This window comes from Streptomyces sp. CA-294286, from assembly GCF_050947155.1.
In the GTDB taxonomy this organism is placed as follows: Bacteria; Actinomycetota; Actinomycetes; order Streptomycetales; family Streptomycetaceae; genus Streptomyces.
In genome coordinates this window covers 412,580-437,157 of the sequence record NZ_CP192004.1, presented here as the reverse complement: position 1 = coordinate 437,157, position 24,578 = coordinate 412,580, and the positions used below count along the sequence as shown (strand labels likewise).

At 71.9% G+C, this 24,578-nt stretch carries 20 protein-coding genes and 1 pseudogene; 5 read left to right on the top strand and 16 right to left on the bottom strand.

Going from position 1 to position 24,578, the window contains the following annotated elements:
• Nucleotides 1–307 precede the first annotated feature (307 nt).
• Entirely contained in the window at nucleotides 308–1,420 is a 1,113-nt protein-coding gene (locus ACQPZG_RS01950; RefSeq protein ID WP_433543999.1) for a PP2C family protein-serine/threonine phosphatase, read from the bottom strand.
• Between the two features lie 417 nt (nucleotides 1,421–1,837).
• On the opposite strand from ACQPZG_RS01950, the gene ACQPZG_RS01945 reads away from it, so the two are divergent.
• A complete protein-coding gene (locus ACQPZG_RS01945; protein WP_433543998.1) occupies nucleotides 1,838–2,560 on the top strand; it encodes a leucine-rich repeat domain-containing protein in 723 nt (240 codons plus the stop codon).
• 210 nt (nucleotides 2,561–2,770) lie between these two features.
• Here the strand turns inward: ACQPZG_RS01945 and ACQPZG_RS01940 are convergent, their stop codons facing one another.
• Complete coding sequence (locus ACQPZG_RS01940; RefSeq protein WP_433543997.1) at nucleotides 2,771–3,544, bottom strand: metallophosphoesterase; 774 nt, start codon at nucleotides 3,542–3,544, stop codon at nucleotides 2,771–2,773.
• A gap of 118 nt (nucleotides 3,545–3,662) precedes the next feature.
• Here ACQPZG_RS01940 and ACQPZG_RS01935 point away from each other — a divergent pair, with 118 nt between their 5' ends.
• Nucleotides 3,663–4,274, top strand: a complete 612-nt coding sequence (locus ACQPZG_RS01935; protein WP_433543996.1) for a CGNR zinc finger domain-containing protein — start codon at nucleotides 3,663–3,665, stop codon at nucleotides 4,272–4,274.
• Nucleotides 4,275–4,387: 113 nt separating this feature from the next.
• Here ACQPZG_RS01935 and cutA read toward each other — a convergent pair whose 3' ends face one another.
• From cutA to ACQPZG_RS01900, 7 genes and pseudogenes are all read right to left on the bottom strand, one after another.
• Nucleotides 4,388–4,744, bottom strand: coding sequence for a divalent-cation tolerance protein CutA (gene cutA, locus ACQPZG_RS01930; protein WP_433543995.1), 357 nt, complete (start codon nucleotides 4,742–4,744; stop codon nucleotides 4,388–4,390).
• A gap of 324 nt (nucleotides 4,745–5,068) precedes the next feature.
• Entirely contained in the window at nucleotides 5,069–5,440 is a 372-nt protein-coding gene (locus tag ACQPZG_RS01925) for a VOC family protein (RefSeq protein WP_433543994.1), read from the bottom strand.
• Nucleotides 5,441–5,695: 255 nt separating this feature from the next.
• Nucleotides 5,696–6,367 (bottom strand): 4'-phosphopantetheinyl transferase family protein, encoded by a 672-nt coding sequence (locus ACQPZG_RS01920; protein ID WP_433543993.1) that lies wholly within the window; start codon nucleotides 6,365–6,367, stop codon nucleotides 5,696–5,698.
• A gap of 484 nt (nucleotides 6,368–6,851) precedes the next feature.
• Nucleotides 6,852–8,315, bottom strand: a complete 1,464-nt coding sequence (locus tag ACQPZG_RS01915; protein WP_433543992.1) for a CoA transferase — start codon at nucleotides 8,313–8,315, stop codon at nucleotides 6,852–6,854.
• A gap of 75 nt (nucleotides 8,316–8,390) precedes the next feature.
• A complete protein-coding gene (locus tag ACQPZG_RS01910) occupies nucleotides 8,391–9,053 on the bottom strand; it encodes a DUF6609 family protein (protein ID WP_433543991.1) in 663 nt (220 codons plus the stop codon).
• A gap of 252 nt (nucleotides 9,054–9,305) precedes the next feature.
• On the bottom strand, nucleotides 9,306–10,271 hold the full coding sequence (locus ACQPZG_RS01905; protein ID WP_433543990.1) for an alpha/beta hydrolase: 966 nt from the start codon (nucleotides 10,269–10,271) through the stop codon (nucleotides 9,306–9,308).
• A gap of 470 nt (nucleotides 10,272–10,741) precedes the next feature.
• Nucleotides 10,742–11,281 (bottom strand): annotated as a pseudogene (locus ACQPZG_RS01900) (CGNR zinc finger domain-containing protein); the annotation flags it as partial.
• Nucleotides 11,282–11,453: 172 nt separating this feature from the next.
• Here ACQPZG_RS01900 and ACQPZG_RS01895 point away from each other — a divergent pair.
• Entirely contained in the window at nucleotides 11,454–13,082 is a 1,629-nt protein-coding gene (locus tag ACQPZG_RS01895; protein ID WP_433543989.1) for an MFS transporter, read from the top strand.
• A gap of 17 nt (nucleotides 13,083–13,099) precedes the next feature.
• On the opposite strand, the gene ACQPZG_RS01890 is transcribed toward ACQPZG_RS01895, so the two are convergent.
• The 6 genes from ACQPZG_RS01890 to ACQPZG_RS01865 form a co-directional block, all read right to left on the bottom strand.
• Nucleotides 13,100–13,969, bottom strand: a complete 870-nt coding sequence (locus ACQPZG_RS01890; RefSeq protein ID WP_433543988.1) for a DUF4344 domain-containing metallopeptidase — start codon at nucleotides 13,967–13,969, stop codon at nucleotides 13,100–13,102.
• A 462-nt stretch (nucleotides 13,970–14,431) separates the two neighbouring features.
• A complete protein-coding gene (locus ACQPZG_RS01885; RefSeq protein WP_433543987.1) occupies nucleotides 14,432–14,974 on the bottom strand; it encodes a DUF1697 domain-containing protein in 543 nt (180 codons plus the stop codon).
• Nucleotides 14,975–15,089: 115 nt separating this feature from the next.
• A complete protein-coding gene (locus ACQPZG_RS01880; RefSeq protein WP_433543986.1) occupies nucleotides 15,090–15,407 on the bottom strand; it encodes a hypothetical protein in 318 nt (105 codons plus the stop codon).
• Nucleotides 15,408–15,470: 63 nt separating this feature from the next.
• Complete coding sequence (locus ACQPZG_RS01875) at nucleotides 15,471–16,106, bottom strand: LysE family translocator (protein ID WP_433543985.1); 636 nt, start codon at nucleotides 16,104–16,106, stop codon at nucleotides 15,471–15,473.
• A gap of 290 nt (nucleotides 16,107–16,396) precedes the next feature.
• A complete protein-coding gene (locus ACQPZG_RS01870; RefSeq protein WP_433543984.1) occupies nucleotides 16,397–17,095 on the bottom strand; it encodes a response regulator in 699 nt (232 codons plus the stop codon).
• A 137-nt stretch (nucleotides 17,096–17,232) separates the two neighbouring features.
• Nucleotides 17,233–18,546 carry a histidine kinase gene (locus ACQPZG_RS01865; RefSeq protein WP_433543983.1) on the bottom strand — a complete coding sequence of 438 codons (1,314 nt, stop codon included), beginning with the start codon at nucleotides 18,544–18,546 and terminating at the stop codon, nucleotides 17,233–17,235.
• A 542-nt stretch (nucleotides 18,547–19,088) separates the two neighbouring features.
• Between ACQPZG_RS01865 and ACQPZG_RS01860 the strand changes: the two genes are divergently transcribed.
• A complete protein-coding gene (locus ACQPZG_RS01860; protein WP_433543982.1) occupies nucleotides 19,089–21,305 on the top strand; it encodes an MMPL family transporter in 2,217 nt (738 codons plus the stop codon).
• 185 nt (nucleotides 21,306–21,490) lie between these two features.
• On the opposite strand, the gene ACQPZG_RS01855 is transcribed toward ACQPZG_RS01860, so the two are convergent.
• The gene (locus ACQPZG_RS01855) at nucleotides 21,491–23,311 is read right to left on the bottom strand and encodes a DUF2079 domain-containing protein (RefSeq protein WP_433543981.1); all 1,821 of its coding nucleotides are present in this window, start codon (nucleotides 23,309–23,311) and stop codon (nucleotides 21,491–21,493) included.
• Nucleotides 23,312–23,458: 147 nt separating this feature from the next.
• Here ACQPZG_RS01855 and ACQPZG_RS01850 point away from each other — a divergent pair, with 147 nt between their 5' ends.
• A complete protein-coding gene (locus ACQPZG_RS01850) occupies nucleotides 23,459–24,514 on the top strand; it encodes a S66 family peptidase (protein ID WP_433543980.1) in 1,056 nt (351 codons plus the stop codon).
• Nucleotides 24,515–24,578: the final 64 nt, after the last annotated feature.

The following is a 24,578-nucleotide window of genomic DNA, read 5'->3' as shown; positions in this document are numbered from 1 at the left end:
CGACGCGGGTTGCTGGTCACTCGTCGTGCGGGGGTCCGGTGCATGCGGCAGGGCTCGTGCACGGTGCGGCACGGGGTGTTTGTCTCTCGCGCGGCTGACGGTGCGACACGACGCGGGTCGTTCGTCACTCGTGCGTGGGTCCGATGTCCGGTGCACGTGGCGGGGTCCCTCGTGCACGATGCGGCGGGGTGCGGGGCGGCGAAGTCTCGTATACGGCACATCGCGTCTCGTACGTCATGTCCGAGGCCTCGTGCACCGTGCGCCGTGCATCGTGTCTCATATATCGCGTATGACGTCTCGTACACCCTCAGCGCCGCGCACGCCCCCCGTCCGGCCGTGCCAGTACCAGGGCCGCCGCGTCGTCGCAGAGGCGACCGCCGGTGTGGTGGCCGAGGCCGGTCAGGACCGCGTCCTTGACCGCCACCGGGTTCCTGCCGAGGCCCTGCTCGCAGAGCGCACCCCCGAGGTCGAAGAACTCCCGCCGGTCGTCGCGCGCCTCGGTCACCCCGTCGGTGACCAGCAGCAGGGAGGAGCCGGGAGCGAGGGTGCGCGAGACGGTGGGAAGGGGGTCGGTGAGGAAGTGGTCGAAGAGACCGAGCAGGACTCCGGACGGGAGCCGCAGCTCGTGGGCGCTGTCCCCGTCGACGTACCACGGCGGTACGTGGCCGCAGTTGACCAGCCGCAGCAGTCCGTCGGGCCCCGCCTGGACGATGAGGGCGGTCGCGAACCGCCGGTCGCCGGTGGCTTCCTGCCGTCGGGAGAGCGCGAGGTCCATCCAGTGGGCGATGGCCTCCGGCTTCTCCTCGCGGTACGCCGCCTCACGGAAGGCGCCGAGCAGCGTGACGGTCGCGTCGACCGCTGCCAATCCCTTTCCGCTCACGTCGCCGAGCACCACGCGCAGTCCGTACGGTGTCTCCAGCGCCTCGTAGAAGTCGCCGCCGACCCGGGCGTCGGACTCGGCCGCCTGGTAGAAACCCGCCACCTGGTAGCCGCCGGTCAGCGCCGGAATCGGCCGCAGCACCGCTTGCTGTACGCCGCCGGCCAGGGAGCGCATGTGCCGGATGCGTTCCTCGCCGCGCTCGCGCGCCACGGAGGCGATCGCGCCTGCCGTCGTGATGCCGGTCATGGCGATCAACCGGGTCAGCGACCCGACGGCGCTGTACGTGGGGTCGAGCCATACGAAGACCAGCTGCGTGCCCCAGGCGAGCACACCGGACGCGACGACGGTTCGCCAGCCGTGTGCGATCGCCACCAGAGGCGGCACCACGGCCAGGACGGGACTGAGCCGGATGTCACTGCCCGTCGCGAACTCGACGACCACCGTGATCGCCCAGAGCAGCCAGGGCAGCAGACGCAGCCGGGAGACGCGGGTTCTCTCGCCCGGACCGCCGAGCAGCGGACCGGAAAAGCGTGAAGGCATGAGCGGGGCCTCTGAACAGGGGAGAACGGGCGGCGGACGACATCAGAAGAGCGGAACGGGGAACAGGCGGGGGGCCGGGGACGGACGGTGGAAGAAGGGCTGACACCATCGCGGCGGCTGCGCATACGTGCGCGTGCGCGGCGAAGGCGTCCGGCCCTCCCCGACTGCGCTGTCGGGGGACCCATCCCATGGTGACCGCCCCGCCACTGCACAGAACGGGCCTTTGGTACTCGACAGGGCAGGTCCTTGGTACTCGGCGGCTCGGGCGCGAAGGCCCGGCCCCACACGTCGCGGATCCGCTGCTACGAGCAAGCTCGACCCCGCACGTCCTGATTCCACTGCCAGGAAAAAGCCCGACCCGCAACCCCGACCCGCATACCCCGACCCCCACACCGCGACCCCGTACGAGGAGCAAGCGTGGACGACAACGTACTGAACCTGTGGCGGCACGAGCTGGCCACGGTCCCCGATCATGTGTGGCACCGGACGGGCCTGCGGACGCTGATCCTCGCCGACAACGGGCTCACCGAGCTGTCCCCCGAGATCGGCCGGCTGCGTTCTCTCACCACCCTGGACCTGGGCCACAACGCCCTCACCACCCTCCCCGACGCCCTGGGCGAACTCACCGGTCTCACTGACTGCCTCTACCTGCACGACAACCGGCTCACTCAACTCCCGTCTACCCTGCGCAACTTGACACGCCTGCGCTATCTCAACACCGGGCAGAACCCCCTCAGCGCACTCCCCCACTCCCTCGGATGCCTGTCGTCCCTCGTCGAACTCCACGCCCAGTACGCCGGCTTGACCGCCCTGCCGGACTCCGTCGGTCTCCTGCACCACCTTCGAGAGCTGCGGCTGCGCGGCAACGCCCTCGCCGCACTTCCGCCCACCTTCGCGGCTCTGAACGAGCTGCGTCACCTGGAGCTGCGCGAGAACGCGTTCACGGACCTTCCTGCATCCCTGAGGGGGCTTCCTCTCCTCCGGCAACTCGACATGCGCGGCAACCGTCTGACCCGACTACCCCACTGGATTGTCGCCCTGCCCGCCTTGGAGCGCCTTGACCTGCGCTGGAACAGTCTCTCCCCCACCGATCCGCAGGTGGCCGAGCTGGAACGAAGGGGTTGCGTCGTATGGACGTGAATCGTAAACAGTCGTAAACCGTGCAGTCGTGCAGCATGTGACCGCGACCGCGAGCAGTGGGCCCGCAACCGTGAGCCCGCGAGCAGTGGGCCCGCAAACCGGGGGGCCGCAGGCCGGGGAATCGTACGCCGGGCCGCGCGGGTGCTCGCCCTCATGTGTCGCGGCAGCACTCCCGGTTCGCAGCGCTACCGGTTCGCAGCGCTACCGGGTTCACAGCACGACGCGGTAGTGCGTCGTCAGGCGGTGGGTGTCGTCGAGGACGTGGTAGGCGATGCCGGGCGGCTGGTCGCGGTCGACCGCCCCTTCGCCCTCCCAGGGCATGCGCAGCGTCCAGGTCACGGCCGGACCCACGAGGAGCGGCCGGCCCGCGAAGGTGGACGCGGCGGCGGTGTGCGCGTGGCCGGTGAGGACGGCGACGATCCGGGGGTACGCGGCGAGCACGGCGGCCAGGTCCTCGGGGTGCTCAAGGCGGCAGGAGTCGGGCAGTGGGTGGTGGAGGTCGACGGGCGGCTGGTGGAAGGCGAGGAGTGCAGGGGTCTCGCGGGGCAGGCCGTCGAGGGAGTCGGTGATCCAGCGCAGTGTCGAGGCGCCGAGGCGGCCCTCGTCACGGCCGGGGATGGTCGAGTCGCACATGAGGATCGCGGTGCCGGCGATGTGGTGGAGGCGGTTGACGGGGGCGTCGGGGTCGGTGTCGGTGTCGGCGGGCCCTTCGCCGTCGTTGCCGTCCAGCAGGCCCTTGCGGTAGGCCGCCCGTACGTCGTGGTTCCCGGGGCACGGCAGGACCGGGAAGGGGGCGTCGAGGATGCGGGCCGCCTCCTCGTACTCGGCGAGATCGCCGTGGTCGGCTATGTCCCCGGTGACCAGGACGGCGTCCACAGGACGCGGCAGCGCACGCAGGTGTTCCATGACGCGCACGGCGCGTTCGGTGGCACGTGGGCTGCCGTCCAGATGGAGGTCACTGATCTGTGCCAGCACAGTGGTCATCGCTGCCTGCCTTCCTTCTTCCTAATGGAACATTTCCGATATCCCGTTAGGGACCGTAGAGTACGCACCGTTCCGTGATCAAGGGGTACGGAACTTCCCGCCCGCACAAGGGAGCCCGATGGAGCGGTACTTGGCACTGGAACTGGTCAGTACGATCCGCCACGACGGAGAAGGCGGGGTGACCGACGACCTGTGTGACGTCGCGGGCGCAGCGCGCTGGCTCGACGCCCAGGCGGAGCTGTTCGCGGGCAACGGCCCCCTGGTGGAGCACGCCGGACGCCTCTCCGTCGACGAGACCGCACGCGGCGAACTGGTCGCGCTCCGCCAGGCCGTACGGACACTGTTCGCACGGGCGGTGAGCCCCGGGCCGCCCAGCCCGGCGGACGTCGGCCGCCTGCTTCCCGTACAACAGGCCCTGGACCGGCTGAACACGGCAGCCGCACGGGAGCCGACGGTTCCGCAACTGCGCTGGTGCAAGGACGAGTTGCCCGTGGCCCATCTGCTCCCGTCAGCGGACAGCGACCCGCTCGTACGGCTCAACGCCGCCCTGGCGCGTGCCGCCATCGCCTTCCTCGCCGGCCCCGAACGCGAACTCCTGCGCGCCTGCACCGCACCGCGCTGTGTGCGCTACTACGTCAAGCGTCACGGCCGCCAGGAGTGGTGCAAGCCCTCATGCGGCAACCGCGCCCGGGTGGCCCGCCACTACCACCGCCGACATGCCGAGAGTTGAACGAAGTCGGGCCGGATCCGCAGACCGTCGGGCGCGGCCGGGGATCGAGTGACACTGTCCGGGCGCGGCCGCCGCCCGCCTGCCTGCCTACCTGGGCAGGCAGGAGACCCGTCTCAGGACCCCGTCCCGCTGTCCGTCTGCGCCGACACCCAGTCCAAGTACGCCGTACTGCCCGCCACCACCGGCACGGCAACGACCTCCGGGGTGTCGTAGTCGTGCCACTCCCCCAGACATGCGGCCAGTGCGGCCACCAGCTCTCCGCGCGTCTTGAAGTCGATGCGCCACTCCTGCGCCCGCTCGACCGCCCCCTCCCACCGGTAGACCGACGCCACCGGATACACCTGCGCACAGGCCGCCAGCCGTTCGTCGACCGCGCGGGCAGCTAGGGTGTGCGCCTTGCCCTCGTCGTCGGTGGTCGTGGTGACCACCGCGTAGAGGGCGGGGACAGATGCGGGTTCGTTGCTCGTCATGCGGCGAGCGTACGGACAAAGCCGGGCGACGCAAGGCACGGCCCGTCCGTACGTTCGGACGCTGGGTCGCGCCGAGGGAGCGGGAGCAGGTGCTCGGAGTCGACGGTCGGCACCTTGCCGACGCGGGAGTTCGACGCATATCGAACGCCCCCACGCCGTCGAGAACGCGGTGTCGTGCCAGGGCGGACACCGCTGCGGCTACCTCCCCGAGGGGGCCTTGGACGCTTGCCACCGCTTCGGTGACGGCCGCCACCGCGACGAGCACCTGCACGCCCGTCCGGCGATGGATCCCGTCTCCGGACGGAAGCAGGGCCGGGCGCCGGTTCAGCCCCGGCTGGTGTCGATGACGCAGAAGAGGTTGCCCTCGGTATCGGCGAGGACGACGAAGTCGGGGTCCTCCGGGTAGTCGGCCCAGTCGACGCGTCGCGCCCCCAGCGACACCAGCCGCTCGACCTCGGCCGTCTGCGCGGCGGCATCGTCCGCGTAGAGGTCGAGGTGGACACGCGGATGTTCCTGGAGCGGCGTACGGCTGAGCCCCAGCGCCAACTGCACTCCCGAGGAGCCCTGCGGGGGTGTCAGGACCACCCAGTCGTCCTTCGTCTTCTCCCGCGGTACGTATCCCAGCGCGGCCGTCCAGAAGGCGGCGGCGCGCGGTACGTCCGAGACGCCCATCACCACGGATCCGATACTCAGCATGCTGACGATCCTGCCCGACGGGACGGCGGCAAACAGCGTCGGGGTCCCGCAGTCGGCCGGATCGTTGAGCGGTCCGATGGGCGGGTCGGTGGCCGGTGTGCGCGGAATCCGCGACGGTCGGTGCGGTGGCCACCCTGCGGGACGTCAGCGCCGACCGAGGCGGCCACCGCACGAGACGGCAGCGCCGACCGACGCGGCCACCGCGCGAGACATCGGCGTCAGCGACCGACGCGGCCATCGCGCGGGCCATCGGCGTCAGCGACCGACGCGATCACCGTGCGGGACATCGGCGACCGCCAGGGCGGCCGCGTAACCCGGTCGCACCGCCAGGTCCGTCAGTTGCCAGCCGGGGACCTCGCCCGGGTGGAGGCCCGCGCCGACGTAGGTGCCGTCGAGGGGGACGGCCAGACCCGTGCCCGTACCCTTGAGGTAGGCCTCCTTGCGGCACCAGCAGCGGCCGAACGCGGCCAGCCGGGCGGCGTCGTCCGCACGCAGTTCGTCGAGTTCGGCGCGCTCGTCCGGGTGCAGGACGGCAGAGATCTCGTCGGCCTGACGGACGTCGACGAGGAGTTCCACGTCGATGCCCACCGGAGTCGGAGCGAAGGCAAAGAGGACCAGGTCACCGCTGTGGGAGAGCGAGAAGTGGAGGCCGGAGCCGGGGACGGCGGGGCGGCCGTGGGGTTCCGGCCCGGGTCCGGCGCCCGGGTCCCGGTCCGGTGCGGGGCAGAGGGGGCAGGGTTCCCTGCCGATGACGACCGAGGACGGCTGCCGGCCGAGGTACGCGCCGAGCAGGCGGCGGAGGCCGACGTGGGCCGCAGCGTAACGGTCCCGGTCCTCGGGCTTGCGGAACGCGGCGTGCCGCTCGCGTTCGGCGACGTCGAGCAGCCCCCGGTCCCCGTCGGTGACCCGGTACTCGGAAATCGCCAACTGCCATACGTCCGCGCCTCTTTGCGGAAGGACGAGGCTGTCTCCGCCGGCCGGGGGCCCGGGGCGAAGGGCGCGCGGCACGACAAGGGGCAGCTCCGGCCCGGCGCTTCCCCCCGGCACCGGAACATCTCGCGGCGGCACGGACGTCATTCGGGGCCTCGCAGATCTCTCGGTCAGAATGCGAACGACGTGCAGCATCGCACGTCGGGAATCGGCGTCGGACAGCGGACGGCACGTCCTGCACACGGGACATCGAGCATGAGAGACGTCGCGCCGAGGTCTCGTACACGAGACGTCCCGCATGAGACGTTCCGCATGAGGCGTCGTACACGAGACGTCATGCACGAGACATCCTGTACGAGACAGCATGTACGAGCCCTCGCGTAGGAAACGTCGCACGGAAGGCCGCCTGCACTGTGCAGGAGACCTCGTACCACCTCGTACACGGGACGTGGCGCGGTAGTCGTCACCGGCGCACCGCCTCTCAACGCCACACGGGGCTGTCCGTGCCCCACCTGCTCACCGACCGGCTCCAGTCGCGCGGGGAGCCCTCGTACCGCACCGGCGACAGAGCGTGGTCGAGCATTCCGTACGGCGAGGGGCAGGTCGTCATCCAACGTCGGGGATCGTATCGGCCTTCGGCGGGCACGGTGGGCCGCAGGCCGTGCATCAGCCAGGACGCGGTACCCGCCAGCGAGAACCGCAAGCGACGGCCACGACCGTCGCACTGACCCTCCGTCAGTGCGCGCAGCACCCCGCTTGCGACGAGGTAGCCGGTGCTGTGATCCAGTGCCTGCGCGGGCAGTACGCCGGGCCGTCCGCCTGCGGTGCCGTCCTCGTTCTGCCCCTCGCCCTCGCCCTCGATCGAGGCGATGCCGGTGCGCACCTGGACGAGGCTGTCGAAACCGCGTCGCATCGCCCACGGCCCGCTCCAGCCCCAGGCGCCGAGCTGGGCGACGATCAGCCCGGGGTGGCGTTCCAGCAGCGTGTCCGGGGCCAGGCCCAGGCGGTCCAGGGCACCGGGGCGGTACGCGCAGAGGACGACGTCGGCGGAGGCCAGCAGCCCGTCGAAGACCTCGCGGTCGCCGGGCTCCCCGACGTCGAGCAGGGCGGAGCGTTTGCCCATTCCCGTGTCGGTGTGGGTGTCGGCGTCCTCGCGCAGCTGGGGCGGGTCAACGCGCAGTACGTCCGCGCCGAGCAGGGCGAGCGTCCGCGCGGCCAGCGGCCCGGCGAGTACGCGGGTCAGGTCCAGGACCCGTACGCCTTCGGCCGGCAGTGCAGCGGCGGGAAGCCGTCGTCGCCCGGCAGCGGGGGCCCGACGTACCTCGGCGAGCGGCAGCGACGGACCGTCCGACGAGGCGGGGGCCGGAGCCAGCGCGACGGCGAGCCCGCCTGCTTCGTATACGAGATCCTGTACATCGGATGCCGTACGCGTCACGAGTTCGCTCGCCAGCACCTCGGCGAGGGCGTCGTCGTCACAAGTCCCGTCGTCCGATATGTCCAGTGCGGCGAGCAGTCGGGCGCGGTGGTGCGGATAGTTGGCGTGCGTGCGCACCCAGCTGTCGGCGGTGCGCCAGAAGCCGGACAGGGGGGCGAAGTTCGCCGGGGCGCGCCCGTCGACGCGCAGCAGCCGTTCGCTGTGGAAGGCGGTGGCGACGGCCCCTTCCGATACGCGCACTGGAGGTACGTCCGCCGCGTCCACGACATCGGCCTCGCCGTTCCGTACAGCGGAAAGCTCCGCAGCGGCCAGTGAGCACGCGCCTACCGCCGCCCGAGCCAAGTTCCGCACAGGCAACCGGGCTCGGAGCACATCGCCGGCGTCCTGCTCGTACGAAACCCGTGTCACGAGTTCGGGCCGGCCGCCGAGGGCCGCCCATGCGTGAGCGGTCGCAGCGTCGCGGCCGGAGGCGTAACGCCCCGCACTGCCGTTGCCGTACATCGTCGTCATCGGGCCAGCATGCCGCACCCGACGGCCGCCGGACGGACGCTGTGTTCGACGCCCACGCCACCGAAGGGGTGCCGGTCAGGCGAAGGTCACCGCCGGGTACCCCACCAGCATCCATGTGCCGAAGCCGAGTTTCAGCACGGCGTCCGTCACGCCCAGCGCGCGCAGCGGGGCCCACTTGGCGACGTACAGGCCGACGAGGGCGTTCGCGGTGGACGCGAGGCCGAGGACGGTCATGAGGGGGCCGTGGGCGATGCCCATGACGAGGAAGTGCAGGCCGACCACGAGCAGGATGCGGAGGATGAGCGTGCGCTCGTCGGAATCGGAAGGCGACGATGACCCCGGCTGGAGATCCTGCTGGTACTGGTGGCGCTGCGGTGTCGATTGCGCCTGTTGACGCTGAAACGGTTGCTTGTGCGGCGACTCATGCGGAGGCTCTGCCTGCTGCCGCTGGAAGTGGCTGATGACCAGATAGATCAGACCCATTTCCAGGACGAACGAGGCGACCAGGCCCGCGATCTGCGCGAACGACGGTGTGCCGAGCGAGGGCAGCAGCGCGCTCAGTCCGCTCGCGGCGAAGCCTGCGACGCCACCGCCGATGACCAGCGGTATCCAGCGGCGCTGGTAGATCCAGCCGAGCAGGAAACCAAGACCCACGAAGAGGAGGAAGAGGCCGCCTCCCCGGATGAGCGGGTACGGGTGGGAAACGTCGGTGAGGGCGAGGAACGTGGAGGCGTTCATCGTCCGGACCGCGTCAGAAGCGGGGCGAGGCGGGGCGTCATGCGAACAGGCTAGGTGCCGAAGAGCCCGATGGATTCGGTCTTGAGTACGAGATCCCGGCGCGCGGGGCCCCGCCGTTCGGAGTCCCGCCGTTCGGAGTCCCCTGCACCGGGTCCCGTGCGTGAGGTCTCATATACGGGACCACATGCGCGGGACCACGTGTACGGGACCACATGTATGGGATCTCACGCACGACATCGCATGCACGAGATCTCACGCACGGGATTGCGTGTATGAGATGCGATGTACGGGATGCCGTGTACGAAGTCCTGCGGCTGCGGCCTCCGACGGCCGCGGCCCGAGCAGCGCGTCCAGGAATTCGTTCCGCGCGGTGGCGTCGGACGCGAACCGCAGGCTCAACCGGTGGTCGGCGTCCGCGAGAACGATCCGGGTGTAGTGCGCCCGGGACGCACCCAGCGCCTCGTCCACGCTCTCGGTGACGGCCGGTGGGATCACGGCGTCCACCGCCGGGGTGGCGAGTACGGCGCGAACGCCGGCGGGCAGCGCCCGGAACGCGTCGAGAGCGGGGGACTTCCGCCAGCTCTCCGGCGTACGGATGATCCTCGTGAAGCCCGCACCGAACGCGACCGGCCATGCCTCGGCCGCGTATACGGCCGGTGCGCCGAGTCCGACGGCGGCGATGCGCGGGCCGTAGTGCGTCGCCAGGTCTGCGACGGTCTGACCGCTCATGCTGTAGCCGACGAGGAGGAGTGGGGAGTCGACGGGAACGTGGCGGTCGACGACCGCGCGGGCCTGCTCGAAGCGGCGGCGCAGGCTGAGTTCGCCGAGCTTGCCCGTGCTCGCGCCGTGACCGGAGAAGTCGAAGGCGAGGGCTCGGTGACCGCGGGCGGCAAGGTGGGCTGCCAGGATGCCGGGGCTCTGCTTGTCACCGTTGCCGGCACCGTGCAGGACGAGGGCAGAGGGGCCCGGGGCAGGTACGTCCGGAAGGGCGCCGGCCGGGAGGGCGGGGCGGGGGGCAGCCTCCGTACAACTGAGGATCTCGCCGTCGCAGGCAAGAGTGAAGTGACGGACGAGCGGGCCGAGTTCGGCGGCTCCGGGCGCTGCGGAGGCGTGTACTTCGGCCGTTTCGCCGACCGAGGCTGCGTCGGCGTGGGGGCCGTCGGCGTCGGTGCCGTCGGTGCCGATGCCGGGGCGGTGGGTCCGGCTCGTATCGCTCATACGGTCTCGACCTCCACGAAGGGAAAGCGCTGCCCGGACCGGGCGCGAGCGCAGACTACCGGGGCGGCGGCACACGCAGCCGTCCCACGGTGACGACCGACCACGGCGGCGGCGGCGTCGGGTCGGGAGGCGGCACAGGCGTCGTTCGGCGACGACAGGGGCGGCGGCAGGGGCAGCGGCACGGCGGACGTCAAGCGGCTCGGCGGCGGGGGGCCAGCGCGTTCGGCACCTCAGTCCCCGTCTCCCGCCCGCACCCCCGCCTTCCCCGTTCGCACTGCCGTCGTTCGCACTGCCGTCGTTCGCACTGCCGTCGTTCGCACCGCCGTCGTTCGCACTGCCGTCGTTCGCACCGCCTCGGTTCGTGCTGCCCCAGGGCGCGCCTCTCCAGTGCGCACTTCCCGCATCTCCGCGTCTCCTGGGTCCGTCTGCGCCGTGCCTGTTCGCGCCGTGCCCGTTCGCGCCGTGCCCGTCTCCGCGCGCTTCGCCGCGTACCGCCTGGCCTTCGTACGGTTGCCGCACACCCGCATCGAGCACCAGCGGCGGCTGCGGTTCTTGGAGGTGTCCCAGAAGACCCAGGCGCAGCCGTGCTCCGCGCAGCGCTTGAGGCGGACGACATCGCCGGTGACGACGAGTTCGGTCCAGGCGACGGCAATCGCGGCCAACGCCCTTCGCGTGGGGCCCAGTCGAGGCGAGGGGATCAGGACTGTACGGGGGGCCGGGCGGGCCGTGGCGAGCAACGGCAGTTCGCTCAGCGCGTCGTCGGCAGCGTGCAGCAGGGCCGGTTCGGGGGCGTCCGCGTGCATGCCCAGGCCCTCACGGATGCCGCCTCGCAGCCGGAGGGCCAGGTCGTGGTCGGCGGCGGTGACCCGGGGGGCCGACGGGATCAGTCCGTGAGCGGTGAGCCAAGCGGAGAGGTGGGCCGGGGCAGTGAGGTCGTCGGTGCCGAGTTCCACGTCCACGGTGTTGGCGAACGCTTCGACGAGTTGAGCCGATGGCGGGGCTTCCATCATGCGGGGTCCCTTCGGATTCCAAGGGGACGAAGGGGCGAGGGCTTCCGTCGTTCCACTCCCACTCTAACCGGTTAAACCGTTGACCGGTGCGTGTCGACTCTGTCAGTCTGCGGTCAGCAGTAACCAGCAAAAGCCTTAGACGGTTACGGATGGATGGACCGAGGGGGTACGTATGGCCGGCGCCACGGATCACAGACGTGCGCAGGATCGGCAGAGCGCCGAGACCGCGCCACCGCGTCCAGCCGCGAAGCGAACAGGCCCGAGCGAGGTCGGTCCGAGCCAGGCACGCCCGAGCCAGGCACGCCCGAGCCAGGCGGGCCCGAAGCAGACAGGCACCAACCCGACAGGCGTCAACACAACAGGCCAAGAGCAGGCAGACCTGCTCCGGCCAGGCCCACCGCAGGCGGGGCCGCCACCACCGGGGCACCCGGAGAGCGGCTCGACGCACCCGCCCTCCCCCACGAGCAACGATTCCCGCGGCACCCGCAACACCGTCGTCCTCCTGGCCCTCAGCGCCCTCACCAACCTCGCCGACGGCATCGCGAAGATCGCCCTGCCGGTGCTGGCCACCCGCCTCACCGACTCCCCCGCCCTGATCTCCCTCGTCGCGCTCACCCTCACGCTTCCGTGGCTGTTGCTCTCCCTCCCCGTCGGGTTACTCGTCGACCGCGCGGACAGGCGTCGTCTCCTCTGGCTGGCCAACGGGGTACGGCTACTGGCGATCGGCCTGCTCGGGCAGGCGGCCGTCAGCGACTCGCTCTCCATCGCCACGCTCGCCGCCGCCGGCGCGGCGCTCGGTGCCGCCGAAGTGGTCGCCCAGACCTCGGAGAGCGCTCTGCTCCCAGCTCTCGTGCCGCGCGCGGGCAGGGAACGTGCGAACGCGTGGATCACCGGTGTCGAGACCGCCGCCAACGAGTTCTGCGGTCCCATGGTCGGCGGCCTGTTGCTTGCCGGCGGCACCGGTATCGCGCTGGGGGTGAGCTGGATCGCGTACTTCTCGGCCTGCCTGTTGCTCTTCCTGCTCGCCGGACGGTTCCGTGCTGCCCCGAAAGCGGTACGGGTGGGCGAAGGGCAAGCCGCCGAAACCCACGTCCCCTCCCCCAAGGGCCAGCTCACGGAGGGGCTCCGTTACCTCTGGAGGCACCGGCTGCTGCGTACCATGGCCCTCATCCTGACCGTGCTGTGCGCAGCCTGGGGCGCTTGGCTCGCGCTCATGCCCCTGCTGGCGAAGGAGCTGCTGCACCTCACTCCGCAGGAGTACGGAGTCGTCCTGAGCGCCCTCGGCATGGGCGGCTTGACCGGCGCCCTCACCGTCACCGCCGTGAACCGGCTGCTCGGCCGCCGTTGGGCGATGTTCGCGGACCTCCTCGGCACGCTGGCGATGATGGCGGTGCCCGCGCTCACCACCCAGGTGTGGGCGGTCGCGACGGCCGCGTTCCTCGGCGGCATGGGTGGCACACTGTGGACGGTCAACGCCCGCCTCATCTCGCAGAACATCGTCCCCGACGCCCTCATGGGCCGGTACAGCAGTGCGGCCCGGCTGCTCACCTGGGGCGGCATGCCGTTGGGCGCGGCGCTGATCGGTCTCCTCGCCGAGTGGTGCGGAACGCGGACCGCTTTCCTCCTCTTCGCCCTGGCAGTGGCCGGAACCGTCCCGGCGTTCCTCCGCAACATCACCAAGGCGGAACTCGGCAGGGGCACGCATCAGGGCGTGACGGGCCCAGGCATGGCGGACACGAACCAAAGCATCACGGGCACGGGTGTGGCGGGCACCGACCCGGGCGAGGCGGCACGGAGCTAGACGAGACAGCCTCGGGATCAGGCGAGAACGCCCGACGTCCGGAGTGCGCCGGTCCACCGCTCGCGCACCGTTTCCCATTCCTCCGCGCACCCGGCGGCCCGTGCGGCGGGGAGGGTCCGGGTGTCCGCCGACTCGCGGTCGCGCCCGGCTGCGGCCCCGTACGCGTAACAGAGTTGGGCGGCGGCGCGCTGTCCGTCGGTGGCGTGCTCGTCGCCCGGGGTCTCCTCGTACACTTCGGCGGAAGTCCGCCAGGCGTCGGCTGCCGCACGGAGTTGGTGTTCGCCCGGAACGCCCCTGCGCAGCAGCATCAGTGCCGCGAACTGGTCCGCGGCGTCCTCCTCGTTGCCGGGCAGCTTCAGCTCAAGGGCGTCGACGAGTGCGTGGGCGGCCTCGTGGAAGAGCGTTTCGAGTTGTACGGCGTGCACGGCGTCGTCGGTCGCTCCGCGGCGACCTCCCTCCCGGAAGAGTTCGCGGGTCTCGGTGACCTCCTCGTAACAGAGGTCGATGCGCCGGGCTTCCGGATCGTACGAAGAGCCCTGGCCGTCGCAGGACTTGACGACGAGCGCCACCGGCTCCCGGGCTCCCCATCCGAGGAAATCGGCAAGGTCATCGGCGGCGCCCTCCACCGTCCTGCGCCCCTCCAGGAACGCGGCGGCGCGCCGGTCGGCGGGTGACGGCTTCTCGTACCGGACATCGAGCACCCGTGCCCCCGAGCCGGACGGGGGAGCAGCGGTGGGGGCGGGCGTCTGCGGCTGCGCGACGTGCGGGGGCCGGGCGGGCTGCTGGCATGCGGACACGCCGAGCAGGACGGTCGCCAGCGCGGCTGCCGCAAGCACCGCCCGCAGGACCTCTCGTATGCCATATATCTCTCGTACGCCCGCGATCATGGAGTCATTCTCGCCGGTCCGTCCAGAAAGCGTCGTGGTTGCCCCGGCAGCCCGGCGCCCCAGCAGCCCGGCGCGCCGGCAGTCCGGCAGTCCGGCAGTCCGGCAGGAGGGCAGGAGGGTGCTCGCCGACGCGTGGGGCAAACTCGCGAAGGAGGCCCCAGCCCGTCGACGACGAGGAGGCCGCGCACCGTGCACGCGTCGAGAAGGCGCTGAGCGAGCGGGGAGGGCGAGGCCGGCAGGCATCGGACGTACGGAGGCCCCGCAGCCCGGGGGGTGGGCTGCGGGGCCTCCGGGGTGCTCGGCGGGCTGGGGGGGGTGCCTGCCAAGCTCGGGTCGTGGTTCTTGTGCCCGGTGTGCGGACGCGTATGCGTACCCGGTCGCATGTTTTCCGCGGAGGTGATCCTCAGGCCCTGCTGTCGATGGTTCCGGCCGCGTCCTCCAGGCGAACCGCGGCACGTTTCCTCAGCCGCGGTTCGCCGCCTTCACCAGGCGCTCGATGGTGCCGGAGGTCCGTGTGGTGGCGGGGACCCCGGTCAGCCGCTCGACCTCCGCGTTGGGATTGCCGGCCCTCGACGCGTTCCCGCGGACCACGCACAGTGCGAGACCCTCGTGCAGGGCCACCAGGTCGACGTCGCCCTTCTTGTTCGTCCAGGGCAGGGGGAGTTGAACGGGCCGACCGCCGTCGAAGAAGGTGAAGGTCTCGCGGTACGTGCGGCTGTCCACGTGGCCCTGGAACGGACTGCCGTCGAGGGCTGCGACCAGGGAGTCGAGACTGCGGACCATGGCGACCTCGGTGTAGCCGGCCTCCGCTTCGAGCTGCCTGCCCGCCGCGGCGACGACGCCCTCGGGGTCGTCGGCGGCGAACAGCACCGTCCCGTTGGTCTGGAACGACCTGACCGCGCGTCCTCCGGCCGCGGTCAGCGCCCCTTCGAGCGTCGCCCGCACCGGGCTTTTCGGGTGGCCGAGGTTCATGAACCGGTAGAAGACCACGGAGAGAGAATCCATGGGCGGCACCCTACGAGCCCACCGGCCGGAACGCAGCGGCTCGGGCCGAGAACGATCCGCAAGGGGAACAACGATCCGCAGGGGGAACATCGTGTACCGCTCCCCCGCCCGGCCGTCACTCCGTGTCGATGCCGGAGATCGCCGCGGGACCCATGGGTGCGCTGTTCTCGTCGAGCCCGGCGGAGGCCAGTGCCGCGGTGCCGATGCGGCGGGCCTCCGCCTCGGCCTCACCGCTGGTCGCCGCCTGCACTTCGAGACGGATGACGAACGTGGAGTTCCCCTCGTCGAGCGTGAACCGGTCGAGGTCCTCGTGCTCGCCGAGGGCGGTGTGCCGGGGATCGGCGGGGCTGAGTTCGCGAAGGAGTTCCGTGCGCGCGGCGGGGGTGAGCTCGCCGAGCAGGGTACCGGGGAGTGCGACGAGATAAGTGGTCATTCCGGGACGGTACCCGGGCACGGCGGGATAACTCGGTACGGTCGCGGGTCGCGGCGGTCCGCGTCAGTCGGCGACGGCGACCCCCACGCCGATCCCGATGAAGAGGCAGCCGGTGATGCGCTCCCAACGGCGGCGCACCGAGGGGCGGTCGAGGAAGGCGCGGAGCCTCGCTGCGACGGGGACGACTCCCGCCCAGTAGACGACGCCGACGGCGACGTCGAGTGCGCCCAGGAGAAAGATCTGGCTCGTGGTCGACGGACCGCCGGGCACGATGAACTGGGGAAGGACGCTGAGGAAGAACAGGGCGGCCTTGGGGTTCAGAACGTTGGTGAGGAAGCCCTCGGTGAAGCCGGCGCGGCGGCTGAGCGAGGTGGGAGCGGGCGCGGCGCCGGGCCCGTCGGATGCGCGAGCGCTCCCGGAGCGGGCGGACAGCAGGGCCCTTGCCCCCAGGTACACCAGGTACGCCGCGCCCGCGAGTTTGATGGTGGTGAAGACGGCGGCGGACTGGGCGGCAAGCACCGACAGGCCGAGAGCCGCGGCCAGCACGTGGACGCACAGACCGCTCTGCGCGCCGAGTGCCGCCGCGCGGCCCAGCGCGGGACGCTGAGCCGCGGCCCGTACGACGACCAGGAAGTCCGGGCCGGGCACCACATAAGCGATCAGGACCACGCCGAGAAATCCCGCGAGATTGGCCGACACTGCACGACTCCGATCACACACGGCGGTATTGGGAGGAGGCGAAGGGATGTGGGGGTAGGGAGTCGGGGGTCGAGGACGGCTGCTCTTCCGCAGGCGGCACGCGTGCGGTGGGAGGTCGGGTACCTCGATCGCGAACGACCAATCAGAACTTCTCACTCCTCTGCCGACACCCCGACATCCTCGTCACCCCCTCACCCCCTCACCCCCGCCGTCCCCCGTCCTCCCCTCACCCCGTCAACCCCGCCGTCCTCGTCACGCCCTCACCCCCGACAGCCCTCAGCCCTCAGCCCTCAACCCACCGCCTTGGGCGGATTCCCGGCTCTCGCGCCCGCTCCCCCTGTCTCCCGGGCAGTGACGAGACCCGATTCGTAGGCGGCGATGACGGCTTGGGCACGGTCGCGGACGGCGAGTTTGTCGAAGATGCTGGTGATGTAGTTCTTGACCGTGGAGAGACTGAGGTCCAGGGTGCGGGAGATTTCGGTGTTGTCGAGGCCGGTGGCCATCAGGTGCCATACCTCGACCTCCCGGGGGGTGAGTGCACCTGCCGGGGCAGCAGGCGCGGGCCGGGCGCCGGCCGGGGAGCGTACGTAGGTGGCGATCAGCCGGGTCAGCAGGCGCGGAGCCACGGCGGCCTCGCCTGCGTGGACGGTACGGATGGCGGCGCTCAGGTCCTCCGGGGAACTGTCCTTGGGCAGGAACCCGTACGCTCCGGCGCGCAGCGCACCCACGACGTACTCGTCCAGGTCGAAGGTGCTGAGGGCCAGGACCCGGCAGTCGGGCACAGCGGTGGCGAGTTCCCTGGTGGCGTCCACTCCGTCGAGGACCGGCATGCGGATGTCCATCACCGCGACGTCCGGGGCGAGTCGGCAGGCGAGGGTGACGGCCTGCTCACCGTTCTCGGCCTCACCCACTACCTCGAAGGCCGGGTCGGGGGAGAGAATCAGCGACAGACCTCGCCGGACGAGGGGCTGGTCGTCGACGATCAGCACCCTGATCCTCGGCGGGGACGACGAGTGCGGCGGAGGGGTCGCTGTCGGGTCTGCCCCGGCCCCGATTCCGGTACCGGTACCGGTCCTTGTCCGGTGAGTCCCTGCTCCCGTCCCTGTCGGGCCTGCCCCGTTCGCGGTCATCGGTGCGCTCCCTCGTGCGGTGCGGCTGTTGCGGCTGTTGCGGTGGTGGCAGTGCCGGGCGTCGGATCGTTCCGGCGGTCGGTAACGGGGCCTGTGCCGGTTCCACTGCCCGTGCCGGGCACCGTGCCGAGGCCCGTCGGCTCGGGTCCCGCCGAGTCGAGGCCCGCCGAGTCAGGGCCCGCCAGCGGGAGGGCGGCGACCACCGCGAACCCGCCGTCGGCCTGCGGGCCGGTCGTGAGGGTGCCGCCGTGCAGGGCGACGCGTTCGCGCATGCCGGGGAGGCCGTGGCCCCCCGGGGTTGCCGACGACGGCCCCTCCTGCGGCGGTGCGCCCGCGCCGTCGTCCCGCACCTCTACGGTGACCAGTTCCTGACCGTACGTCAGTTGCACGGTCGCTCGCGCGGACCCCGCGTGCTTGCGGGTGTTGGTGAGGGCCTCCTGGGCGATACGGAAGACCGTGAGCCCGACGGTCGGCGGCAACGGACGGCGCTGTCCCCGCACGGTGAACCCGGTCGGCAGCCCCGCCGCGCACGACTCGGCCACCAGCCGGTCGAGGTCGTCGACGCCGGGCTGGGGCAGCGGAGGTACGGTCTCCGGCTCGTCGCCGGCCCGCAGCACGTCGAGGAGTTGGCGCATCTCGCTCAGTGCCAGCCGTCCGGAGGACTCCAGGGTGACCAGGGCTTCGCGGGCCACTTCCGGGCGGGCGAGGTTGGCGCGGGCCCCGCCGGCCAGCAACTGCATGGTGGTGATGTGGTGGGCCACGATGTCGTGCAACTCCCGTGCGATGCGGCGGCGTTCGTCGGCCACGGCACGGTCGGCGAGCAGTCTGCGGTTGGCCGCCACCTCCCGTTGCCAGCGGTTCACCACCAGGGCGGCACCGACGACGATCAGGGTGGTGAGGAAGGGCGAGACGGCTTGCTGCCAGGGCGGAATGCGGCCGTAGTGCTGGCTCAGCAGCATCAGCGACGCCGTGCCGACGGCCGCGACCGCGGTCACCCGGCCCGTACAGGCCCGCGCGACCGCGTACAGGGCGACCACCAGGACCGCGCCGAAGTGGCTGGGCAGCGGAATGACCACGGCGGCCGTCACGTCGAGTGCCAGTACGGCGGCGAGTGCCGGCACCGGGTGGCGGCGCCGGGCGAGCAGCGGCACGGCGGCCAGCGCGACGAGGAGGAACCCGGCCGCACTGACGTCGTGCCGGTCGCCGGCGTCCTTGAAGAACACGTAACTGAGCAGGTTCAGCGCGCACGCCCCGCCGGCCACCAGTGCATCGTCGCGGGACCACGGCACCTCGGGACGGTCGAGGGGCATGGGGCCGTCGGGTTGTCCGCGGCCGTCGGGACGTGCCGGTCCCCGGGCGTCGCCCCCTGCTCTGCGTCGGCTCCTGAGCACGTCTTTCCCCCGCTTCCCGGCCGTTCCGGCCCCGGGACAGGGTGACACAGCGCTCCCCCGCGACCGTACCGGCGGCGCCGGCTCCCTCCCGTGGCCCCGGCCCGCCCCCGTGGTGTTTTTCGCGGTCCCGCAAGAGGGCCGCCGGCCTCCGGGCCCCCCGACCGGGGCCCTGCCTCCGTATCACTCCCGCCCTCGTGCTCCCCGTATCCCCGACGTCGCCCCGCGCCCCGTGTCCCCTCCCCCAGCACTGCCGAAGCCCGGCCCTCGCCCCCGGCCACCGCTGCCCACGCCCCCGGCCAGGACCGTGGGCCCGGCCGACCGCCGCTCCAGGACCCAGGTCCCCCCTGCGCCTCCTTCTTCGCCCCGACGCCCGGCCCTGCCTTGCGGTGATGGGGTGGAGTCCTGTCGCCGGGGCTCCTCGGCAGGCGTCCGCAGTCGAAGTCCGCCCTTTGGAGGACCACGTGATCCGCGCCCTGACCGGCTATGCCATCCGGCACCCGTGGAAGGTCATCGCCCTCTGGGCGGTGACGGGTGTCGTGCTGAGCGCCTTCGCCCCCTTGCTGATCTCCCGCGTCACCCAGCACGGGACGGAAGACTTCCTGCCCCGCGGTGTGGATTCCGCCGCCGCACAGCGGATCGCCCTGGAACGGTTCGGGGTGGACCCCGGCGCCACCACGGTGACGGTGCTGGTCGCCCGTACCGACGGCAACGCGCTCGGCGACGGCGACCGTGAGCGGATCGCGGCCGGGGCGGCGAAGCTGGCGCGGAACCGGGTGGCCATGCCCCGGGACGAGGAGGACATGCCGGCGTTCCTGCTCCCGGACCGCTCGCAGACGCCGAAGGTCGCTCCGGCGATGACGGCCCCCGACCGGAGCTTCGCACTCCTCTCCGTCCAGCTGACCGGCAACCCCACCGACAAGGGGGTCCAGGGCGTCTACCGGGCCTTCCGGGACGCGGCCCGTGCGCAGTTCGCGGAAGCGGGGTTGCGTACCGGGTTCACCGGGTCGCTCGCCGAGACCGTCGACACCACCGACGCGCACGAGACCGCGGCGACGGTCGGCAGCGCGCTCGTCATGGGGGTCGTCGTGCTGCTGAACGTGCTGGTGTTCCGCAGTGTGCTGGCCGCTCTGCTGCCGCTGCTCGCGGTCGCCTTCGTCGGCGGGGCCGCGGCGGGAGCCGTCGCGGGCGCCGCGCTGCTCACCGGGCGCAAGCTCGACGCGGGCACCCCGGGGCTGATCAACGTGGTCCTGCTCGGCATCGGGATCGACTACTTCCTCTTCCTGTTGTTCCGTTTCCGCGAGCAGTTGCGCGAGCGGCCCGAGCAGTCCGCACGCGAGGCGGCCGCGCAGGTCTCCGTCCGGGTGGGTACGGCGATCACCTCGGCGGCGCTGACGATCGTGGCGGCGTTCGCCACGCTGGGCCTGGCGTCCTTCGGGCAGTTCCGCTCCCTGGGTCCGGCGGTGGCCGTCGCCGTTCTCGTCATGCTGGTCGGCAGCCTCACCTTGATGCCGGCGCTGCTGGCGGCCGCCGGACGTGGGATGTTCTGGCCGTCCAGGTCGCTGCTCGCCAAGCCGCGCGGGGGCAGCGCCGCGCGGCTGGGCACGCTCGTCACCCGGCGGCCCCTGACGATGCTGGCGGCCTCGGTGACGCTGCTCGCCGCGCTGGCCGCCGGGCTGATCGGCCTGAGGATGGACTACGGGCGCGGCGACTCCGGCAGCGGGACGCCCGCCGCCGCCACCGCGGCCGAGATCGCCCGTGCCCTGCCCGCCGGGGTGTCGGATCCGACGAGCGTGTACGTCACCGCCGACGACAGGGCCCTCAGCGCCACCGGTCTGCGCGACCTGTCCCGTGCGCTCGCGGAAGTCGACGGTGTGGGCCAGGTCGCCCGTACCGTCCTCAGCGAGGACCGGCGGGCCGCCCGTATCGATGTCCACCCGACCGTCGGCGCGCAGACCCAGCAGGCCCGCGATCTGGTCTCCGGCCCGGTCAGGGAGGCCGTCGCCCGACACGCTCCGCCCGGCACGGCGGCGCATGTGGGCGGTACGGCGGCGATCTTCGCGGACGTGGCGAGCGCCGTCGACCGCGACCTGCGGATCGTGTTCCCCGTCGCGGCGGCGCTGATCGCGCTGATCCTCCTGCTGCTCCTGCGCAGCCTGCTCGCGCCGCTGGTGCTGCTGCTCTCCGTCGGGCTCGGGTTCGCGGCCACGCTGGGTGCGGCCACGCTGGTGTTCCAGCACGGGCTCGGGGAGCCGGGCGTCGGTTTCACCCTGCCCCTGGTGCTGTTCCTGTTCGTCGTGGCGCTGGGCACCGACTACAACATCCTGATCGCCGACCGGATCCGGGAGGAGATGCGGCGCCCCGGTACGTCCCGCGCCGCGGTGGCCCGCGCGGTACGGCACACCACACCGGCCGTCGCGATGGCCGGCGTGGTGCTGGCCGCCTCCTTCGCGACGCTGGCCACGACCCCGGGGAACGCACAGATGGCCTTCGCCATGGCGCTCGGCATCCTGCTCTCCGCGCTCGTCCTGTCCCTCGTCCTGGTCCCGGCCCTCGCCGCGCTCCTCGGCCGCGCCCTGTGGTGGCCGCTGCGTCCGCGCGCCGGTTCGGAGGCACCGCGGCAGCGCCGGACGGAGCCGGGGCGTGGACTCCCGTGTCGGCAGCCCGGCTGCACCTCCTGAGCGGGACGGCACTCCACATCTGCGGGGGAAATCCCGCAGCAGCGGATCCCGCACCGGAGACGCAAGGAGCCGCTGCCGTCTCCCGCGCCTGCGCAGCACGGACAGCACGGACAGCACGGACAGCACCGCAGCCGACGCAGCCGACGTGCACCGCGCCGCCGTTGGGGCCGGGGTCGGGAGCGTCCTCAGCCGAAGAGCCGGCGGCCGACGTCCTGGGGCACCTCGTCGTTGACCGGGGTGCTGCCGGGCCCCGGGAGGCGGCTGCCGGGGACCGTGATGTCCGGGGTGGGTCTCTCCAGGAGGTGGACGCCGTGTTCCTGGTAGACCGTGCGGTAGCCGTTGTCCTCCAACAGGGCGACGCGGTCGCGTTGTTGCTGGACGTCGGTGAAGGGGAAGACGCGTTTCCCGGTGCTGACGATCACCCAGTCCGCGTTGCGGGGGACACGGTCGAGGAGCATCACTTTCGTACGGGCGGTCAGTCGGGGCGCTATGTAGTTGTCCGCCTCCACCGTCGCCCCGCCGGGTACGAGTGCGGCTGCTTCGAGCATGGCCCGCGCGGGTTCGTCGGGCTTCCAGCTGCGGGGGTTGGCGAGGTCGCCCACGCCGGAGACCAGCAACCCGGCCAGGACCACCGGTGCCGTCGCCGCGGCGGCCGCCCGGCCGGCCGATCGAGCGGAACGGCCGACGTCCCAGCCCTGCTCCTGCGCTCTGCGCAGGATCTTTCCGGCGGTTTCCAGGGAGGCCGCCACGAGTACGGGCCAGAGGAAGGCACCGTAGTGGTTCACCGCCTGCCAGTGGTTCTCGTTGTCCGAGAAGAGACGCTCGGCGAGGAGAGGGAGCGCGCAGAGGGTCAGGGGCGAGCCCAGGGGGAGGAACAGCAGGCTGCCGAACGTCCACAGCAGGAGGAGGGATTTGGTCAGGGGGGTGAGTGCGATGCCCAGCGTGTCCAGCGGTTGCAGGACGATGAAGGCCAGGGCTTCCGACGGGCCGGAGCCCAGCCGCCCGTACTGCCAGTAGAAGCCGGGGCTGCCGCCCATCGCGGGGACGACGACGGTGATCGCCAGCAGTGAGGCGAGGAACCCGGCGCCCAGCAGCACCAGCCCGCACCGGAACCCCGCACTGTCCCCGCTCCCCTTTCCGCCTCGCCGGGACCGTACGGCCAGGACCGCGCCGAAGACGGCGACGACGAGCCCCAGGTCCTCCTTGGTGAGGCAGAGCAGTGCGCCCGCCCACAGGGCGTGCCCGTACTGCCCTCGCCCGGCCCGCTCGAAGAGGAGGAGCAACAGCGGCACGGCGAAGGCCACTTCGTGGAACCCGGCGCGCCCGGCGAAGAGCAGCGGGGCGCCGAGCGCGTACACGAGGCAGGCGGCCCGTACACAGTTGCGCGCCGCCCTCGGCGGGAGCAGCCTGCCCGTCTCCGCGCGGGCCAGCCGGGCCACCAGCGGAACACCCAGGGCGAAGAGGAGTGCCTGGGCCAGCAGCAGGACCCGCGGGTCGTTCCACAGCCAGTACAGGGGGGCGAGGAGAACGAGGATCGGCGAGAAGTGGTCCCCCAGGAGGGAGAACTCCGGAGGGTACTCGTGGTGCACGTTCTTGATGGTCGAACGGGGGAGCTCGAAGCGGGCGTAGGCGCGGACGGCCTGGTCGAAGAGGCCGAAGTCGAATCCGCCGAGCCTGAGCCGTTCGTACTGCTGGAGCGCGACCGCCAGCCCCAGCGCGAAGCAGAGGAGGGTGATCGCGAGCACGCCGCCACGACCGGACCGCAGGCCCCGTCGGGCCCTGGTCGTCCAGGAGTTCCGGAGGTCCTCCGCGGTGCGCCGGCCCGGCCCGCCGGGCGCGGCGTGCGGGTCGGCATGCCTGTGCGGCCCGGCGGTACGCCCTCCCGGTCCGTCCCGTACGAGGTGCCCGCCCCGTCCCGGGCGCCCGTCCCGTACGTGCCCCGCGTCCCGTCCGTCGCCCCCGTCCCGTACGTGCGTGGACGCGTGCCCCTCGCGTCGTTGGTCCATGCCTGTTTCCCCCACGCCGTCCCCGCTCCCAGCACCCGGTGCCGAGTACCCCGTGCGGAGCACTCCGTACCGAGTGCTCCGTACCCCGGTGTCCGACTGCGGAGAATACCCGTCGACGCTTCCCGGCCCCCCTCATATCCTCGGCGCATGACACCCTCCGCACTGCCCGTGTACCCGCCCAAGCCCGCTCCCGGCGACCGTGTGGCGATCGTCTCCCCCTCCTCCGGGCTGCCCGGGGTTTTTCCGCTGCCCTTCGAGCTCGGGCTCGACCGGCTGCGCAAGGAGTACGGACTGGAACCGGTGGAGTATCCGGCGACCCGGAAGATGGGGGCCACGCCGCAGGAGCGGGCCGACGATCTGCACGCGGCGTTCGCCGATCCGACGGTGAAGGCGGTGATGGCGAGCATCGGCGGCGACGACCAGATCACCGTACTTCCGCTGCTGGACCGGGAGTTGATCCGGGCGAACCCGAAGCCCTTCTTCGGCTGGAGCGACAACACGAATCTGCTGCTGGCCCTGCGCAACCTCGGCATGGTCACCTACCACGGCGCTTCCGTGATGTGCGAGCTCGGCCGCCCCGGTGCCCTGCACCCGCTGACCGCCGACTCGATCCGCGCGGCGCTGTTCACCCACGGCCCGTACGAGATCCGCCCCGCCGACCGCTTCCGCGACACCGACCAGGACTGGTCGAACCCCGCCACCTTCACCGCCGAGCCCGAGATGCGGCCCGCGGGCGGCTGGATGTGGCACGGCCCGCGGAAGGTGGTCGAGGGCCGGGCCTGGGGCGGGAACCTGGAGACCCTTTCCCAGCTGCTGATGGCCGACCGCGAGATCGAGCGCGACCCGGCCGCGTACGAAGGCGGCGTCCTCTTCCTGGAGACCTCCGAGGAACTCCCCGCCGCCGAGGAGGTGTTCCGCATCCTGCGCAGCATGGGCGAGCGCGGCCTCCTCGCCCGCTTCGCCGCACTCCTGATGGGCCGCCCCAAGACGTGGTCCTTCGACCGCCCGAACACCCCTGCCGAGCAGGAGGATTACGCCACCGGACAGCGCGAGGCGGTGCTGCGCGCCCTCGCCGCGTACGCCCCGCAGACGCTCGCCGTCCTCGACGTGGACCTCGGCCACACCGACCCGCAGGTGGTGATTCCGTACGGCGGCGAGGTACGGGTCGACGGGTACGAGCGGCGGATCACGGTCACGTACTGAGGGCGCCCGTCCCGGGGCATGCGAAAGGCGCCGCCGAGCGGGCTCGGGGGCGCCTTCGTGTGCG